Source organism: Arthrobacter sp. TB 26 (assembly GCF_000427315.1).
In the GTDB taxonomy this organism is placed as follows: Bacteria; Actinomycetota; Actinomycetes; order Actinomycetales; family Micrococcaceae; genus Arthrobacter.
In genome coordinates this window covers 1-15260 of the sequence record NZ_AUPJ01000099.1, presented here as the reverse complement: position 1 = coordinate 15260, position 15260 = coordinate 1, and the positions used below count along the sequence as shown (strand labels likewise).

At 65.7% G+C, this 15260-nt stretch carries 17 protein-coding genes; 7 read left to right on the top strand and 10 right to left on the bottom strand.

Annotated elements, in window-relative coordinates; all coding sequences use genetic code 11:
* From K789_RS0102830 to K789_RS0102820, 3 genes are all read right to left on the bottom strand, one after another.
* A partial coding sequence (locus tag K789_RS0102830; RefSeq protein ID WP_024365421.1) for an aldehyde dehydrogenase family protein occupies positions 1 to 620 on the bottom strand: 620 nt, incomplete at its 3' end.
* The gene (locus tag K789_RS0102825; protein WP_024365420.1) at positions 617 to 1963 is read right to left on the bottom strand and encodes an enolase C-terminal domain-like protein; all 1347 of its coding nucleotides are present in this window, start codon (positions 1961 to 1963) and stop codon (positions 617 to 619) included. The genes K789_RS0102830 and K789_RS0102825, both read right to left, overlap by 4 nt.
* 134 nt (positions 1964 to 2097) lie before the next feature.
* Positions 2098 to 2826 carry a GntR family transcriptional regulator gene (locus K789_RS0102820; protein WP_024365419.1) on the bottom strand — a complete coding sequence of 243 codons (729 nt, stop codon included), beginning with the start codon at positions 2824 to 2826 and terminating at the stop codon, positions 2098 to 2100.
* 218 nt (positions 2827 to 3044) lie between these two features.
* Between K789_RS0102820 and K789_RS0102815 the strand changes: the two genes are divergently transcribed.
* Both K789_RS0102815 and K789_RS22135 read left to right on the top strand, forming a co-directional pair.
* Positions 3045 to 4379 carry an MFS transporter gene (locus K789_RS0102815; RefSeq protein WP_024365418.1) on the top strand — a complete coding sequence of 445 codons (1335 nt, stop codon included), beginning with the start codon at positions 3045 to 3047 and terminating at the stop codon, positions 4377 to 4379.
* A 135-nt stretch (positions 4380 to 4514) separates the two neighbouring features.
* Positions 4515 to 5525: a DUF6454 family protein gene (locus K789_RS22135; protein WP_237739490.1), complete on the top strand. Its 1011-nt coding sequence runs from the start codon at positions 4515 to 4517 to the stop codon at positions 5523 to 5525.
* A gap of 129 nt (positions 5526 to 5654) precedes the next feature.
* Here the strand turns inward: K789_RS22135 and K789_RS0102800 are convergent, their stop codons facing one another.
* From K789_RS0102800 to K789_RS0102780, 5 genes are all read right to left on the bottom strand, one after another.
* Positions 5655 to 6404, bottom strand: a complete 750-nt coding sequence (locus K789_RS0102800) for a GOLPH3/VPS74 family protein (RefSeq protein WP_024365417.1) — start codon at positions 6402 to 6404, stop codon at positions 5655 to 5657.
* An 80-nt stretch (positions 6405 to 6484) separates the two neighbouring features.
* A complete protein-coding gene (locus K789_RS0102795) occupies positions 6485 to 7474 on the bottom strand; it encodes a sensor histidine kinase (RefSeq protein ID WP_237739489.1) in 990 nt (329 codons plus the stop codon).
* A gap of 5 nt (positions 7475 to 7479) precedes the next feature.
* Positions 7480 to 8154 (bottom strand): response regulator transcription factor, encoded by a 675-nt coding sequence (locus K789_RS0102790; protein ID WP_024365415.1) that lies wholly within the window; start codon positions 8152 to 8154, stop codon positions 7480 to 7482.
* 1 nt (position 8155) lies between these two features.
* A complete protein-coding gene (locus K789_RS0102785; RefSeq protein WP_024365414.1) occupies positions 8156 to 8896 on the bottom strand; it encodes a DedA family protein in 741 nt (246 codons plus the stop codon).
* A 10-nt stretch (positions 8897 to 8906) separates the two neighbouring features.
* A complete protein-coding gene (locus K789_RS0102780; RefSeq protein WP_024365413.1) occupies positions 8907 to 9650 on the bottom strand; it encodes a phosphatase PAP2 family protein in 744 nt (247 codons plus the stop codon).
* A gap of 160 nt (positions 9651 to 9810) precedes the next feature.
* On the opposite strand from K789_RS0102780, the gene K789_RS0102775 reads away from it, so the two are divergent.
* Positions 9811 to 10212: a VOC family protein gene (locus K789_RS0102775; protein ID WP_024365412.1), complete on the top strand. Its 402-nt coding sequence runs from the start codon at positions 9811 to 9813 to the stop codon at positions 10210 to 10212.
* Between the two features lie 55 nt (positions 10213 to 10267).
* On the opposite strand, the gene K789_RS0102770 is transcribed toward K789_RS0102775, so the two are convergent.
* A complete protein-coding gene (locus K789_RS0102770; protein WP_024365411.1) occupies positions 10268 to 11182 on the bottom strand; it encodes a C2 family cysteine protease in 915 nt (304 codons plus the stop codon).
* Between the two features lie 140 nt (positions 11183 to 11322).
* On the opposite strand from K789_RS0102770, the gene K789_RS0102765 reads away from it, so the two are divergent.
* Positions 11323 to 11907, top strand: coding sequence for a histidine phosphatase family protein (locus K789_RS0102765; RefSeq protein WP_024365410.1), 585 nt, complete (start codon positions 11323 to 11325; stop codon positions 11905 to 11907).
* Between the two features lie 85 nt (positions 11908 to 11992).
* Here K789_RS0102765 and K789_RS0102760 read toward each other — a convergent pair whose 3' ends face one another.
* The gene (locus K789_RS0102760; protein WP_237739488.1) at positions 11993 to 12733 is read right to left on the bottom strand and encodes a zinc-binding dehydrogenase; all 741 of its coding nucleotides are present in this window, start codon (positions 12731 to 12733) and stop codon (positions 11993 to 11995) included.
* A gap of 49 nt (positions 12734 to 12782) precedes the next feature.
* On the opposite strand from K789_RS0102760, the gene K789_RS0102755 reads away from it, so the two are divergent.
* From K789_RS0102755 to K789_RS0102745, 3 genes are all read left to right on the top strand, one after another.
* Positions 12783 to 13124 carry a YciI family protein gene (locus K789_RS0102755; protein ID WP_024365408.1) on the top strand — a complete coding sequence of 114 codons (342 nt, stop codon included), beginning with the start codon at positions 12783 to 12785 and terminating at the stop codon, positions 13122 to 13124.
* 207 nt (positions 13125 to 13331) lie between these two features.
* Complete coding sequence (locus K789_RS0102750; protein ID WP_024365407.1) at positions 13332 to 14108, top strand: electron transfer flavoprotein subunit beta/FixA family protein; 777 nt, start codon at positions 13332 to 13334, stop codon at positions 14106 to 14108.
* Between the two features lie 11 nt (positions 14109 to 14119).
* Positions 14120 to 15103 carry an electron transfer flavoprotein subunit alpha/FixB family protein gene (locus tag K789_RS0102745; protein ID WP_024365406.1) on the top strand — a complete coding sequence of 328 codons (984 nt, stop codon included), beginning with the start codon at positions 14120 to 14122 and terminating at the stop codon, positions 15101 to 15103.
* The last annotated feature ends 157 nt before the right edge of the window (positions 15104 to 15260 follow it).

Here is a 15260-nt window from a genome sequence, read left to right as displayed (position 1 = left end):
CCCGCCGTCGACCCCGTGAAACCTATGGCCTTCACCAGGGGATGGTCCACCAAAGCCTCCGCTGCGGCCCTCCCAGCGACGAGCGAGAACAGCCCGGACGGCGCCCCGGCGACGTCGAGCGCCGCGACGACGGCCTCGGCTGTGCGCAGCGCGAGTTTCAGGTGTCCGTCGTGTGCCTTGTGGACGACGGCGCAGCCCGCGGCAAGTGCCGAGGCGCTGTCCCCGCCGATCACACTGAAGGCAAAGGGGAAGTTGGATGCCCCGAATACACCGACGACGCCGATTGGCACGTTGAGCCTGCGCAGGTCGGGCCGCGGGCCCATGCCCCACTCCGCGTCCGCATGGTCGATGGTCGCATCGAAGTGCTCGCCGGCACAGATCTCGGTGGCGAGGAGGCGAAGCTGGAAGACCGTGCGCTTCAGTTCGCCGCGCAACCGCGCCTCACCGAGGTGCGTCTCCTGAACGGCGATTTCCACCAGCGTGTCCGCGTCGGCCTCGAGACCGTCCGCCACCGCTTCGAGCCAGCTCCCCCGGGTACGGGGGTCCGCGGCGCGGCCCTTTTCGAACGCCGTGTGGGCAGCCTCAACCTGCGCGTTCAGCTCGGAGATTGCCGTGGTCATCGGACTGCACCGGTGGCCGCCAGCGAACCGCCCGTGACGGCGGCGCGGTCGCCGACCTCCAGCCAGCCGGCGCCGCCGGGAAATTCCCACCGGGAGCGGGAAGCGCTAATCATTTCGGCTCCCGTGCCCGGCAGTTGCGGCGCGGCGTAGCGGCCGTTGACGATGCGGACCGGCTCGGCAAAGTGCTCGTGGAGGTGGTCGACGTATTCGATCATGCGCCCGTCCTGGCTGCCGCTGACAGCCGCGTAGTCGAAGAAGGAGAAGTGCTGGACGAGTTCGCACAGCCCCACCCCGCCGGCGTGCGGGCAGACCGGCACGTCGAAGCGGGCGGCGAGCAGGAGATTGGCGATGTTTTCGTTCACGCCGCCGACGCGGGTGGAGTCCAGCTGGAGCACGTCGATGGCCCCGGCTTGCAGCAGTTGCTTGAAGACGATGCGGCTTGCGACGGCCTCGCCGGTGGCGACGCGCACGGGGGAAACGCCCTTGCGGATCTCCGCGTGGCCCAGGATGTCATCGGTGCTGGTGGGCTCTTCAATCCAGTAGGGATTGAACTCGGCGAGCTGGTTGACCCATTCGATGGCCTCGGACACTTCCCAGCGCTGGTTGGCGTCGATAGCGATGGGCAGATCGCCGACGGCCTGGCGCGCCAGGGCCATCCGGCGGCGGTCGTCGTTGATGTCGCCACCCACCTTGAGCTTGATCATGGAGAATCCGTCGGCTGCCGCTTCCTTGCTGAGCCGGACCAGCTTCTCGTCGCTGTAGCCGAGCCAGCCGGGAGACGTCGTGTACGCCGGAAAGCCGTCCACCTTGAGGGCTGCGATGCGGGCGGCCTTGCCGTCCTCGCCGGCGCGCAGGATATCGAGCGCCTGCTGCGGGCTCAAGGCATCCCGGATGTGGGTGAAGTCCACGACGTCGACAATCTCCTCTGCTGGCATCTCACTGAGTAGAAGCCAGAGGGGCTTGTTTTCGCGTCGTGCCCGGATGTCCCAGAGTGCGCTGACCAGTGCACCACAGGCCATCTGGGTCACGCCCTTTTCCGGGCCCAGCCAGCGCAGCTGGGAATCATGGATGAGGCGTTTGGAGGCCCCGCCGAGGTCATAGATGAGTTCGTCGATATCGCGGCCGAGCAGGAGCTTGGCGTAGGCCTCGATCGCATGGGTGAGGATCTCGTTGCCGCGGCCGCAGCTGAAGACGAAGCCGTGACCCTCGTCGCCCCCATCGGTGCGGATGACGACGTAGGCGGCCGAGTAGTCGGGGTCCACGTTGACGGCGTCAGAGCCATCGAGCTCGAGGGACGTGGGGAAGCGTACGTCCTGGGTACGGATGGAAACGATGGAAGTCACAGTTGTCTTCTCTCTGGTCAATTACACGAGCGTGCGCAATTCCTATATGAATTTATATAATCATATAGGAACAGTGATCCAGATCAAGGGGTTGGGCAAGAAAGAAGCCCCGGCCAGCAGGCCAGGGCTTCGATTCAGTCGACGATGTGCCTTCTCGGAGGCCCGCTGTCTTCCAGCGGCGGGAGGTCCTCGGCACCCTCGAAGGCCTGGGAGAACCGGTAGAAGGAGTTCCTGATGTGCTCGGCCATGGCCTGCTCCGCCTGATCCGGCAGGCAGGCCGAGATGGCGTCCCGCACAGCGGAGTGCTCCGCTACGGTGATGGCGCCGTCGATGTCTGCGGGGTAGAGGCGGAACGTGTGCAGGTGGCAGTGAGTTTGAGCGAAGGCATGCCGCACTACCGGGTTCCCGGCTGCGGCGAGGATGGAGTCGTGGAAGCGGGTGTCGTGGGCAACAAGATCCTGTCGCAGCTCGCCCCCGACTTCCATGATGGCGCGAAAGGCGGACAGCTCCTTTTCCAGCGCTGCGGCCGGGTTTGCGAGTCGGTCGACGGCCGCGGACCGTGCCGCCCACGGCTCCACCAGCAGCCGGAATTCGAAGAGGGCACGCAACGCGGGGAGATCAAGCAAAGGCGTGGTGCTGTAGCCGCGCCCGGGACTGTAAACCACCAGATTGTCGCCCTCGAGCCGTTGAAGAACTTCCCGGACCGGCGTCTGTGACACACCCAGTTCGCGCGAAACCGCATCGATGTTGATGCGGGTGCCGGGGGCGATTTCGCCTCTGAGGATGGAGGCCCGCATGGACGCGTAGACGTCGCTGACGCCCGCCTTGCCTTTGGACGAATCGGACGGTTGACGTGGGGGCACGCGGTTACCTCTTTGTGCTGGTTGAACGGAGTCGCTGTGGGAATCATAAGGCACGGCCCTTGGGGTCTGTGTCTCAAGGGAGTCCACCGGGATGTGGCCTGGCTCGCACCTCTATATGATTAGCCAGATTTCGATATGGATTTGGCGGAGGCTTCCCTTCGCGTTTCCCCGTCCTGGTGCCCAGGCTTACAGCGCCTCGTTACGTCAAAGGAGACCGTATGACTGCCATGGCCAGCACGCACACACCCACGCCTTCCCCCACGGTTCCCCGCACCAGATCCCGCAGGCGCTGGATGATCATCTGGCTCGCGTTCATTGGGCTCAGCATCAACTATCTGGACCGCTCCAGCCTCAGTGTGGCGTTGCCGTTCATGGGCAAAGACTTCCAGCTCTCGGCAACGCAGCAGGGCATGATCTTCGCTGCCTTCTTCTGGGCCTACGACTTCTGCCAACTGGCAGCCGGCTGGTACGTCGACAAGGTCGGCCCGCGGAAATCCTTCTCGCTCGCAGCCGTATGGTGGTCCATCTTCACCATCGTGACCGCCGTTTCGCAGAATTTCTGGTCGCTGTTCGCCGCCCGGTTCCTGCTCGGCGTCGGTGAGAGCCCTGCCCCCAGCACCGCAGCCAAGGTGGTGGCTGTCTGGTTTCCCGTCCGTGAACGGGCCCTTGCCACGAGCATCTGGGATTCCGGGTCCCGCGTAGGCGCAGTCATCGCGCTTCCGATCATCACTCTGATCGTCGCGTTCACCTCGTGGCACGCGGTCTTCATTATCATCGGCGTGGCCGGGCTCATCTGGGCGGCAGTGTGGTGGAAGTCCTACCGCAGTCCCGAGGAGCACCCGGGGGCGAATGCCGAGGAATTGGCCTACATCCGGGAAGGTGGCGCCCGGAACGAAGCAAGCGACAACGAGGCCGCAGCGAAGCTCCCGTGGCGGGCGCTGTTCAAATACCGCACGATTCTCAGCATGATGTTTGGCTTCTTTTGCCTGAACAGCGCCATTTACTTCTTCATCACCTTCTTCCCGAGCTACCTCGTGAAAGAGCGAGGCTTCGACCTGCTCAAACTCGGCGTCTTTGGAGCCATCCCCGGCATCTGCGCGGTGGCCTTCGGCTGGTCGGCCGGCTACCTTGCCGACCGCGCCGTACAGCGTGGCGCCTCGGTGACCCGGGTTCGCAAAGCGGCCATCTCCGGAGGCTTGATCGGCGGTTCGGTCATTATGTTCGCCGCAGTGGTTCCGGAGGCATGGATGGCCCTGGCCTTGCTGTCACTGGCCTATTCCAGCCTCACCGTCGCCGCAACCGGGATTTGGTCACTGCCTGCGGACGTCGCCCCGAGCTCCCGGCACGTGGGATCCATTGGCGGCCTCCAGAACTTCGCCTCCAATCTGGCGGGCATCTTCACGCCAATCCTGATCGGCGTATTGGTGGACCAGACGGGATCCTTCGTGGCGCCGCTCGCAGTCATCGGAATCATCTCGCTGATTGGTGCCGCGAATTACCTCTTCGTCCTGGGAAGGGTCGAGCCCTTGAAAGTTCCGTCGGGCTCGGCATAGGGCTCTCCGGTGCATGCGCGGGCGTTCGTGTAGCCGGCGCCCCGCCTGCCGTTCACTAGCCCTCCACGAACGGTTCATGACCACTAAGTAGTTTGGCGGGGTCCTGTCGAGATCCAACCTTTGAGAGGCTCCCCCATGAGCACGACCCGCACCCGAACCATCCTCACGGCCGCCGCAGCCATCATCCTGGCCGCCTCCGCGATCGGCGGCACCGCCGCCGCCCAGGCCGCAGGCAACTCTGATCAGGACGGCGGATTCGACGCCGGCTCCGGCACACACCACGAAGGCCACACGGCCCTGGCCGAAGCCTTCGAAGGCGTGGACCGGAACACGGCCTGGCAGCAGACCGGCAAGCTGAACCTGAACTTTCCCACGTACCACACCGAGGGAATCGCCTTCAGTGAGGACCACATTTTCCTCTCGGCCGTTCAGATCATCGAACCGACCACAAAGTTCCCGGTCCCGCAGGACGGCTTTGACCGCACGCCCGGGAAGGGCATCGGCCACCTGTTCGTCATGGACAAGGCCGGGAACCTCCAGAAGGACATCATTCTGGGCGAGGGCGACATGTACCACCCGGGCGGTATCGACTTCGACGGCACCAACGTCTGGGTCCCCGTTGCCCAGTACCGGCCCAACAGCAGCGCCATCATCTACCGGGTGAATGCGGACACATTGGACGTGCACAAGCAGTTTGAAGTGAAGGACCACTTTGGCGGCATAGTAATGGACAAGCAGACCGGCCACTTGGTCGGCAACACCTGGGGCTCGCGCCGCTTCGCCGAATGGGATCTGCGCGGCAAGCAGCTCGCGACCTGGGAGAACCCGAACTTCTTCATCGACTACCAGGACTGCCAGTACGTGCCCAACTCCAAGATGCTCTGCGGCGGCATCACTAACCTCCCGCAGACCCCGGCGGCCGGCGGCACCGGCGCCAACTACGAACTCGGCGGCATGGCAATGATCGACCTTAAGTCCCGCAGCGTGGTCCGCGACGTTCCCTTCCAGCAGTGGTCCACCGCCGGGCACGTGGCCACCCGCAACCCGCAACCCGTTCAAAATGACCGCCGACGGCGACCACCTCACCATGAAGGTGGCCCCCGACAACGGCGAAGAGGGCAACGGCACCGAAATCATCACCTATGAGGCCACCGTCACCCCGGCCAAGTAGCCCAGCTCAGCCAAAGAACGCCTCCGGCGAGTTGCCGGGGCGTTCTTTGGTCTCCGCGGACGGCACGCCGTACAGCCACGCCCGCCTAGCGAATTCCGGCAGCATCACAAGGTTGCGGTTTCTTCCTCCGCCAGCCTGATCATACGAAGTTCGTCCTCCACCGCGCGGGCTGGCCAATATTCCTTCGCCAACTCCCCGGTGCGGCTTCTGTCTGCCGCCGGGAAGAGCTTGCCGAGCAGCCCGGCGGCATGAAGCAGGGCGATCAGCGCGGTGGTCCTTTCGTCGGGCGCTTTGGATTCCGGCTTCTTGGCATCAGGCTTCCCAGCATCGGGCGACCCGGCTTCAGACTCCGCCCCAGCATCAGGCGCCTTAGTATCAGACGCCCCGGAATCGGAAGGCGCACCACTGAGTGCCACCTCGATCTTTTTCAGGAGCGCTGCCTCCGGAGCGTGGTCCTTCTCCGGGTACCGCACTGTCCGGAACCGACCCAGGCGCTTTTCGCCGACATGTTCCACGATGCCCAGTTCCGCCATCCCCTCGTAGACACGCTGCACTTCGGCGCGGCCCTCCAGCATGGAGACCCACCGCTTGGGCGTGTGGGGGCGTGATTTGTGACGGATGATCTCCAGCTCGTGCTGGAGGTCCGTTTGCGGGGCGGCGCCGGTAGTCCGGACGTGCTTACCTTGCAGTTCGATGGCACCGACCAGGTCCAGCTCGGCCAAAATGGCCCCCGCCAACGTGGTCCTGAGTGCAAACACCGGCACCTGAGGTTTGCCGTCTTTGTCGTTCGTTGCCAGTAGGAGGAAGGCCTGGGGAAGGTTCAGCTCCGCTGCCGTAGTTTTTTCAGCATCCATACCGTCATGGTGGCGCAGTTACGCCGCCACCACAATGAGGATTTAGTACCGGATACTCGCCGACGAACCGCGGCTCGCTCTCAGCCCCGGGCCAGCGGAAGCTTGAGCTTCATCGTCGTACCCTCCGGTCCGGTCCGGTCCACCTCGACGATGCCGCCGGCGGCCGTGGCGATTTCACGGACCAGCGCCAGGCCGATGCCGAAGCTGCGCTGGCCGCGCAATCCATCCGCGCTGGGGGTCCTGACGAAGCGGTCAAAAATCCGGGCCTGGTCCACGCCCGTGATTCCGGATCCCGTGTCCGCCACGCAGACAACCGCCTGGTTGCCCTCGATTCCTGAGCTGATGGTGACGCTCCCGCCGGACCGCGTGTGGGCCAGGGCATTGTCCGCCAGGGCGAGTACGGCGCGCCGCAGGGAGTTCCGGTCGATGCGGGCCAGTGGCCGGCCGACGTCGGAGAAGGAGAGACGGATGTCCTGCCGGGCCGCAAGTTCCTGCAGGCTTTCAGTCACGGACCCGGCGACGTCGGCCAGCTCCACCGGTTCCGCGGCGGGATCCGGTGCGGCCCCGGTGGCTGCCAGCAGCAGTTCGTTGACGATACCGGTCAGCGTGGCCGCATCTTCCCGGATCTTGCCCAGGGCCCGGCCAGGTTTGGAGTCGGGGATGGCGTCGCGCTGGGCGAGCTGGATGCGCGCGTCCAAGATGGCCAGGGGTGTGCGCAGTTCATGGCTGGCATCCTGGACGAACCGCCGCTGCAGGGCCAGCGCCTCCCCCAGCGGCCGGATGGCGCTGCGCGCGCTGAGCCACCCGACGGCCCCGGCCAGCACGATGCCGGCCACCCCGGCGATGATCATCGCCTCGATCAGGTCCCTGGAATCGAGATAGGTGTAAGCCTCCCCGGCCGCCGCGGAACCTGGCAGGTCCGGGTGCGCCAGCTTGTTCATCAGGTAAACGGTCGCCGCGGCGAGGAGGCAAAGGACCAGCACCGCGCAGGCCGCACTGATCCGTAACGCGACCTTGAGCGAGGCCCGCCGGAGGGTGTCCCGGTCCGGTTCGCCTGCGGCGGGACGCATCCTGTTCATGGTACGTCGCCGATCTGGTAGCCGACGCCGTGGACCGTGCGGACCACGGACTTGGAAATCTTGCGTCGGAGGTGGTGGACATACGTGTCGATCAGGCCGGGCTGGTCGGCGGCCTGGAAATGTTCGCCGAGCAGTTCTTCCCGGGTGAAAACCCTGCCGGGTTCGGTGGCCAGGGCGGCCAGCAGCTCGGCCTCCTTGGCCGTCAGGGACACCAGTTGCCCGTAGATCGAGCGCACGGAACGCGACGCCGGATCGAATTCCCAGTCGCCGATGCCCACGGACGCGGGGGCCGGGTTGAAGGTGCGCGTCAGGGCGCGGAGGCGGGCCGCGAGTTCACCGGCGTCGAACGGTTTGGTCATGTAGTCGTTGGCGCCCGCATCGAGACCCCTTACCTTTTCATCCGTTGCCCCGAGGGCCGTGAGGATCAGGATCGGCGTCGAAACCCCCTTGGACCTCAGCGCGGTGATCAGCGCGATGCCGTCCATCAGAGGCAGGCCGCGGTCGATCACCATAGCGTCCCAGGTCTGGGTCAGCGCCAGGTGCAGGCTGTCCTGGCCGTTGGTGGCCAGCCGGATCCGGTAGTCCGGTTCCAGCAGTTCGGCGATCAGCGGTCCGAGGACGACGTCGTCCTCCACCAGGAGCAGGGACGGCCGGCCGTCAGCGGTTGTCATGTCAGCTATTCTCCCGTGCCATGCCTTCCGCCGGCAGTTCGCCCGCTGTGTCGTCGCTGAGCTCGGCTGCGGGTTCGGCAGCGCCGCTGCGGTTCTGGCGCCGGCGTTTCAGGAGCTGGATGCCCCACGGCAGGACGGAGGCGAGGACCATAACGACGGCGATGACGTCGATGTTCTTGGCGACGATCTCATAGTGGCCCAGCCATGTCCCCAGCAGTGTCACGGACGAGCCCCAGGCCAGCGCCCCGGCGATGTTCCAGAGTGTGAAGGACTTGTACCCATAGCGGGCGATGCCGGCGCTGAGGGGCGCGAACGTCCGGACCATGGGCACGAAACGGGCCAGCACGACGGCGGCACCTCCGTGGCGGCGGAAGAAATCCTCCGTGGTGCTCAGGTGCGCTGTCTTGAGGATCCGTGCGTCGTCCTTGAACCACCGGCGGCCGTACTTGCGTCCGATCATGTAGCCGACCTGGTCGCCGGCCACTGCAGCGGCGGTGACGACGCCGATGAGCACCGGAAGCGTCAGCTGGAGTTGCTCATGCAGCAGGCCTGCGGTGAAGAGCAGCGAATCCCCGGGCAGGAAGGGGAACAGCACGCCGGATTCAATGAACACCATCAGGGAGATGACGCCGATTGCGGCCGGGCCGAGGCCCTCGAGCAGGCTCGCAGGGTCAAGGAGGGACGGGGTTCCGGCCGCGGCGGAGACTGCCGGGACGAGCCCTGAAGCGTAAATGCCGTGCATGGTCACTTCCTTAGTGATTGGATTGAACGGGATTGCCGGAGGCTGCGGCCGTCAGGCGGTCCAGGATGCGCGGCGCGAACCGGTTCCACAGCCCGGCAAGCAGCAACACTGCTGCACTCGCCGCGAGGAACGAGGCAGCCACGTCGGTGGGATAGTGGACCCCGATATACAGCCGCGACCAGGCCACCAACAAGGCCAGCGCCACGGCAGCGACCGCGGTGACCTTGGCCCAGCGGGTGCCGAACGCCAGGAAGTACAGTGCAAATCCCAGCGCGACGGCAAAGGAAACGTGCCCGCTGGGGAAGCTGTTGGAGCCCGTTTCGGGCGAGAGCGGATCGAACAGCAGGGCCGGGTTGGGCCGCTGGCGGGCGATGATGAACTTGAAGAACTCACTGGCCACCCAGCCGGAGCACGCGACGAGGCCGAACGCGACGGCCTTCACCGACGAGCGGTGGACCACCCAGAGATACAGCGCGACGGCGGCAACGAGGACCACGCCGGCCGCCGGGCCGAACACCACGTTCAGGACCATTGCCATCCCGGTCAGGAGCGCGGCATGGTGCTGGCTGAGGTCCTGATCCACGACGAGTTCGGCCGCGCTGCCACCGGGCACAAGCTGTGCCGTCAGGCCGAGCGTGAGGACTGCCGCGCACAGCAGCACGCCCCACAGCAGCCAGTGGCGGGCCTGCGGGATGGCCCAGAACGTCGGGCCCGCAGCAGGTTGGGTGCCGGCGGGGTCTCGGGGTGCTGTCACGCGGTCATCAGGGGCTGGTCCAGGCATGGAGTCCTCCGGGTTGGGGGCACGGGCGCTGTGCGGCGCCTTCTTCCACTCTCCCGTGCGCCCTTTAAGAAAGGCTTAAGAAGTGCCGAAGCCGTCCAGCAGCACGCCGGCGGGCGGCGGTACTGTAGGGCGCATGGAGATGCGCCTTGAAGTTGTGCAGGTACCCGTCGCGGATGTCGACCGGTCCAAGTCGTTCTATACCGAGAAGCTCGGCTTTGTCGTGGACCACGATGTTGAGTACATCCCCGGGATGAGGGTGGTGCAGCTGACGCCGCCAGGTTCGGCTGCTTCGATCGTCATAGGCACCGGAATGACGGGCATGATGCCGGGCAGCCTCGAGGGGCTGCAGCTCGTCGTACCCGACATGGCCGCGGCGCGGGCCGAGCTACTCGGCCGGGGCGCCGATATCAGCGAGGTCCAGGACCTGGGTGGCGTGCAGTTTGCCTACTTTGCCGACCCGGACGGCAACCGGTGGGTCATCCAGGGCGCAACGCCTCCGGCCGTCAGGGATGCGCCTCCGGGCGGGTCCGCGTAACTGCGGTCGGCCGGGCGGCGGCACCCCACACCGGCCGTCAGGAACCTTCAGGTTCTCAAGGATAGGTCGGTATGGCGATGTACTGGTTGATGTTCGAGGACTGGAAAGCCGCAAACGTCAACGTGGATTGGCCGCCCTGCGGATCCCCCACCACTACGGTCTGTTTGGCGGAATTGACGCCCAGCAACGCGTAGGAGTGGTCGGACATCAGCTTGCCGTGGGAATTGGAGGTTCCGAGCGTCACAAGGCCGTTCGCGAAATCCTGCTGCATCTGTTCGAAACTCACTCCCGTCATGGGTCCGCCGGGGTTGCGGTCGACGCCCACCTTGCCGGTGATCGCGTAAAGGCCGTTATGCACATCGTGATCCTGAGCGTTGCTGAGGTCGGTGCCTTCGATGCCCTTGTAGCTGTTGCGGTTCGCGGCCGCCCAGCCCTTCTCGATAATCGCTGCCCAGGAAACATTCTTGCCGCCGATCTTTTCGACGCCATTTTCTACCGGCTTGCCGCGGTTGTACGGAAGATCACCGTTGACCGTCACCTGCACCGGATCGGGTACCCCGTCGTACCTGCTGTGAAATGAAACGGTGTACGTGCCGTTGCCATTATCGTGAACCATTTTCGCGATGGTGTCCGGCGCCCGGGCGGCGACTGTCAGCAAGGCCGCGAGGAAGTAGCAATCCCCGGTGTCGCCCTGCTCGATATTCGTGAGGTCTCCGGAAATGTTCGGGTTACCGGCGCTATCGAGGGCAAACAGGACCTGATCCGGGACTTTCTGGAAGGTTGCGCCGGTCACCGCGGGATTACTCACCGGAGACCCGGGCCCTCCCGCCGCCGGTGTGGCTGCCGGATTTGGCAAGACGGTCGCCCGGGAATTGAAAAGGGACATGATGCCAACAACTACCAGCAAGACAATCAGGGAGTAGATCCCGAGGGCGCGGTATTTGGCATGCCCGGATACTGCACGTTTCACCCCAACAGCTTGTCGCAGGCAACCAGACTCCTGCAAGGGCGGGCGGACGATTCACAGGCAGAATCCGGGGAAGTCACAGCCAGGAGAGGGGCCCCGACGTACCGGACCTCGGCTCAGGGATTCAGGGGAGAATGGAACGCATGACCCTTACGACGTTCGCCCTTGTCCGCCATGGCCAGACGGACTGGAACGCCCAGCGCCGGCTGCAGGGATCCACCGACATCCCACTGAACGACGTCGGGCGCGGCCAGGCGCGCGACGCCGTCGCCGTCCTGTCCGATTATGAATGGGACGCGATTGCGTCGTCCCCGCTGAGCCGTGCCGCCGAAACCGCAGACCTGATCGCGGCAGGGCTCGGACTCGGCGCGGCCCGCCGCGTACCGGAGCTCACCGAGCGCAGCTTCGGATCCGCCGAGGGCCTGCAGGCCGGACCTGAACTGGACGCGCTGCGCATTCCCGACGGGTTCCGGGGCGCAGAAAGCGAGGACGGGGCAGCCCGCCGCGGGCTGGCCGCGCTGGAAGACCTCGCCGGGGAGTTCCGCGGCCGCCGCGTCCTGGTGGTGGCCCACGGCTCGCTTATCCGGGTGAGCCTCAGCCGTGCCATCGGCCGCACCCTGCAAAGCATCGACAACGCGGCGCTTAACCTGGCCCACCATCATCCCGTTGACGGCTGGGAGCTCGAATACTTCAACGGGGAGCGGGTTGCCGCGGACGTTCCGGGCTGAGCTGCTCCGTTACGGCTGACCCTCCGCATCGTTGAAGGGGCTCACCCTGCATACCGACGAGGGGCACTCCCGGCCCAGTGGCTCATCACGCGACGTCGTCGACTGTGACGACAATCTTGCCGCGAGTGTGCCCGTCCATATTGAGCAGGAAGGCATCGGCTGCCTGCGGCAACGGGAACGTCCGGGCAACCTCAACCCGGATTCCGTGCTCGTCGACCAGATCGGCGAGCTCCTGGAGCTCGGCGCCGACAGGGTTCACCCACATCCAGGTGCCGCCGTGCTGCTCGACGTCGCTGTCCGCGATGGAGGCGTGGCGGCCCCCGTCGGCCAGAACAGCCAAGGTGGCGTCGAGGTTTCCTCCCGCGAAGTCCGCGACGACGTCAACGCCCTGGGGGCGCAGTGCACGCACCCGGGCGGCAAGCCCCTCGCCGTAGCTGACGGGCTCGGCTCCGAGCGACCGCAGGAAGTCGTGGTTCTTCTCTGAGGCGGTCGCGATAACCTTGGCGCCCAGTGCTACGGCGATCTGGATGCCCAGGGATCCGACGCCGCCGGCGCCGCCGTGGATGAGTACGGTTTCGCCCGCTTTGAGGCCCAGACGGGTAAGGACTTGATAAGCCGTCAAGCCCGCCAGGGGAAGACCGGCGGACTCGTTCCACCCCAAGGATGCAGGCTTACGGGCAAGGAGCCGTTCCGGCAGGGCAATATATTCGTACCCCTCGTCACCGAGCTCCTTGAGCGCCTGGCGGACAGGGGCGCGGCTGACGTGGAAGCACGTGATGAGCGCTTCCTCCGTCATCGCGAGAGCCTTGCGCGGCACGAATGACATCGGCGAGGATGAACGAGATCCCCCGTGCTGCGAAGAAGGAGTCGACGCGATGACCAAGTATCTGATTTCGTTTCCAAGTGCCGCCATGGTCTTCCCTGACGAAGACCTGCAGGCCGTTTCGGATGCGGCGCACGCGGTCGTCCAGGAGGCGAAGGACGCCGGCGTCTGGGTGTTCGGCGGCGGCATCGATGAGAGCATCCCGCCCGTCATGGTCGACGGCGATGGGACCGTACGCGAGGGCACCTACCCGCAGACGGCGCAGCTGGAAGGCGGCTACTCGGTGCTGGAGCTGCCCTCGTACGATGCGGCCTTGGAGTGGGCCGCGAAAATCGCGGTCGCCTGCCGTTGCGCGCAGGAAGTGCGCGCTTTCCAATACGACCCCGCCAGCTGAGTCTCGGCTGGGCGACCGGCCAACCAGCGACCGCCTTTCACCGATGGTCGTCATCGGATGCAGGGCGATGTGCCCCAAGACGACGCCGGCCACGCTGATAAGTCACGACACGGGCTGTGTCAGCCAGGAGTGGCCACCCTTTGTAGACTCAATGGAGATCCGACGTGTCTCCCCTATGAGGCACGCCCGCCACAGGAAGAGTCATCGATGAAGATTATCGTCCTAGTCAAGGAGGTCCCCGACACCTACGGGGACCGAAAACTGAACCTCGAAACAGGCCTCGCCGACCGGGAAGCCAGCGAGACAGTCATCGATGAGATCGGCGAGCGGGCGTTGGAACTGGCACTGACGTACGCCGACGCCAACGCGGGCACAGAGGTCGCAGTCCTGTCCCTCGCTCCCGAGGGTGCCACGGCAACAATACGCAAGGGGCTTGCGATGGGCGCGGGCAGCGCCACCCACATCTCAGACGAATCGCTCCGGGGTGCGGATCTTGGACTCACCGCAGAAACCCTCGCGGCAGCGATCCGCCGCGTTGAGTTTGACCTTGTCATCACCGGCAACGTCTCCACCGACGGATCCGGCGGCATGATTCCCGCAATGCTTGCAGAATTGCTGGACGTGCCGCTTGCTACCGGTCTCAGTTCCGTGGAGATCAGCGACGGCGTGGTGTCCGGCACCAGGGGCGTTGAATCCGGCGTGCAGGCGGTATCAGCGAACCTGCCCGCGGTCATTTCCATTACCGAGGCGCTTCCCGGCCCGCGCTTCCCGAACTTCAAAGGCATTATGGCCGCAAAGAAGAAGCCGCTTGAGACGCTTACCCTCGCAGACCTCGGGATCACCGCCGACAACCCGGAGGCGGCGCGATCGATCATGCTGACCGTTGCAGAGAAGCCCCCGCGTGCGGCAGGCGTAAAGATCATTGACGAGGGTGACGCCGGCGAGAAGCTCGCTGACTTCCTCATTGAAAACCGACTGGCTTAGGGCGTAACACCATGACTGAATTCCCTCGTGACGCAATCCTGGTCGTCGTGGAAGCCCCTGCTTCCGGTGAACTCGAAAAGGCCGCGGCCGGACTCTTCGGCGCTGCCGCTGCGGTGGGTACGCCAATTGCCTTGGTACTTGCCTCCCCCGGCGCCGGGAGCGCCGCCGCCGCGGAGGCCGCGGCCCTTGGTGCCGCGCGCGTACTGATCGCGGAGACTCCGGACCCGTCCGCGCTCGGCGTGCCGGGCGTGGACGCGCTTGCCGCCGCTGTGGAGCAGGTGCAGCCGGACGCGATCCTGATTTCGCATTCCCTCAATGGGCGCGACCTTGCCGGCCGGTACGCCGCCCGTTCGCGTGCAGCGGTTTCCGTTGATGCGGTCGGTGTCTCGCGTGATGACGAGGGTGTCGTGGCCCACCACTCCGTCTACGGCGGCGCCTACGATGTGACGTCAACGTCCACATTCGGGGCGCCGGTCATCACGGTCCGCCAGGGCTCCATCGAAGCGCGTGCTGCGGCTCAGCCGGAAGCGTCGGAGACCTTAGCAGTGACGCCCTCGGAGAAGCCGGCCGCGCGGATCGACTCGTTCGACGAGGCAGTTGTCGCCACCTCGCGGCCGGAGCTCCGTGGTGCCGCGAAGGTTGTGGCGGGCGGCCGCGGCCTCGGCTCGGAGGAACAATTCGCGCTCGTGGGACAGCTCGCCGATACCCTCGGTGCTGCCATCGGTGCTTCGCGCGCCGCGGTGGATGCAGGCTACATCCCGCAGGCGCATCAGGTCGGCCAGACCGGGGTTTCCGTGTCCTCACAGCTGTACATCGCGCTGGGCATTTCCGGCGCGATCCAGCACCGGGCCGGCATGCAGACCGCGAAAACGATCGTCGCCATCAACAAGGATGGGGACGCACCGATCTTCGAGATCGCCGACTTCGGTGTGGTGGGCGACCTCTTCCAGGTTGTCCCGCAGCTGATCAGCGCCCTTGAGGCCCGGAAGAAGTAGCAATGGCAACTCTGTCTCGGTCCATCCGGCGGGGCCTGCCGCGCGTCGAAGGCGGCGACCCCTGGCCTCCAGCAGGCCAGGCGCCCGCACACATTGTCACGGAAGGAGCGGAAACCCGGTCCGCGTCTGTTTCCGGCTCGGAACCGGTCACCGCGCC

What these genes read in the sequence shown, in the direction of transcription:
- K789_RS0102815 (WP_024365418.1), top strand. Translation starts at nt 3,045, where the DNA reads ATGACTGCCATGGCCAGCACGCACACACCCACGCCTTCCCCCACGGTT.
- K789_RS22135 (WP_237739490.1), top strand. Translation starts at nt 4,515, where the DNA reads ATGAGCACGACCCGCACCCGAACCATCCTCACGGCCGCCGCAGCCATC.
- K789_RS0102800 (WP_024365417.1), bottom strand. Translation starts at nt 6,404, where the DNA reads ATGGATGCTGAAAAAACTACGGCAGCGGAGCTGAACCTTCCCCAGGCC.
- K789_RS0102795 (WP_237739489.1), bottom strand. Translation starts at nt 7,474, where the DNA reads ATGCGTCCCGCCGCAGGCGAACCGGACCGGGACACCCTCCGGCGGGCC.
- K789_RS0102790 (WP_024365415.1), bottom strand. Translation starts at nt 8,154, where the DNA reads ATGACAACCGCTGACGGCCGGCCGTCCCTGCTCCTGGTGGAGGACGAC.
- K789_RS0102785 (WP_024365414.1), bottom strand. Translation starts at nt 8,896, where the DNA reads ATGCACGGCATTTACGCTTCAGGGCTCGTCCCGGCAGTCTCCGCCGCG.
- K789_RS0102775 (WP_024365412.1), top strand. Translation starts at nt 9,811, where the DNA reads ATGGAGATGCGCCTTGAAGTTGTGCAGGTACCCGTCGCGGATGTCGAC.
- K789_RS0102765 (WP_024365410.1), top strand. Translation starts at nt 11,323, where the DNA reads ATGACCCTTACGACGTTCGCCCTTGTCCGCCATGGCCAGACGGACTGG.
- K789_RS0102760 (WP_237739488.1), bottom strand. Translation starts at nt 12,733, where the DNA reads ATGTCATTCGTGCCGCGCAAGGCTCTCGCGATGACGGAGGAAGCGCTC.
- K789_RS0102755 (WP_024365408.1), top strand. Translation starts at nt 12,783, where the DNA reads ATGACCAAGTATCTGATTTCGTTTCCAAGTGCCGCCATGGTCTTCCCT.
- K789_RS0102750 (WP_024365407.1), top strand. Translation starts at nt 13,332, where the DNA reads ATGAAGATTATCGTCCTAGTCAAGGAGGTCCCCGACACCTACGGGGAC.
- K789_RS0102745 (WP_024365406.1), top strand. Translation starts at nt 14,120, where the DNA reads ATGACTGAATTCCCTCGTGACGCAATCCTGGTCGTCGTGGAAGCCCCT.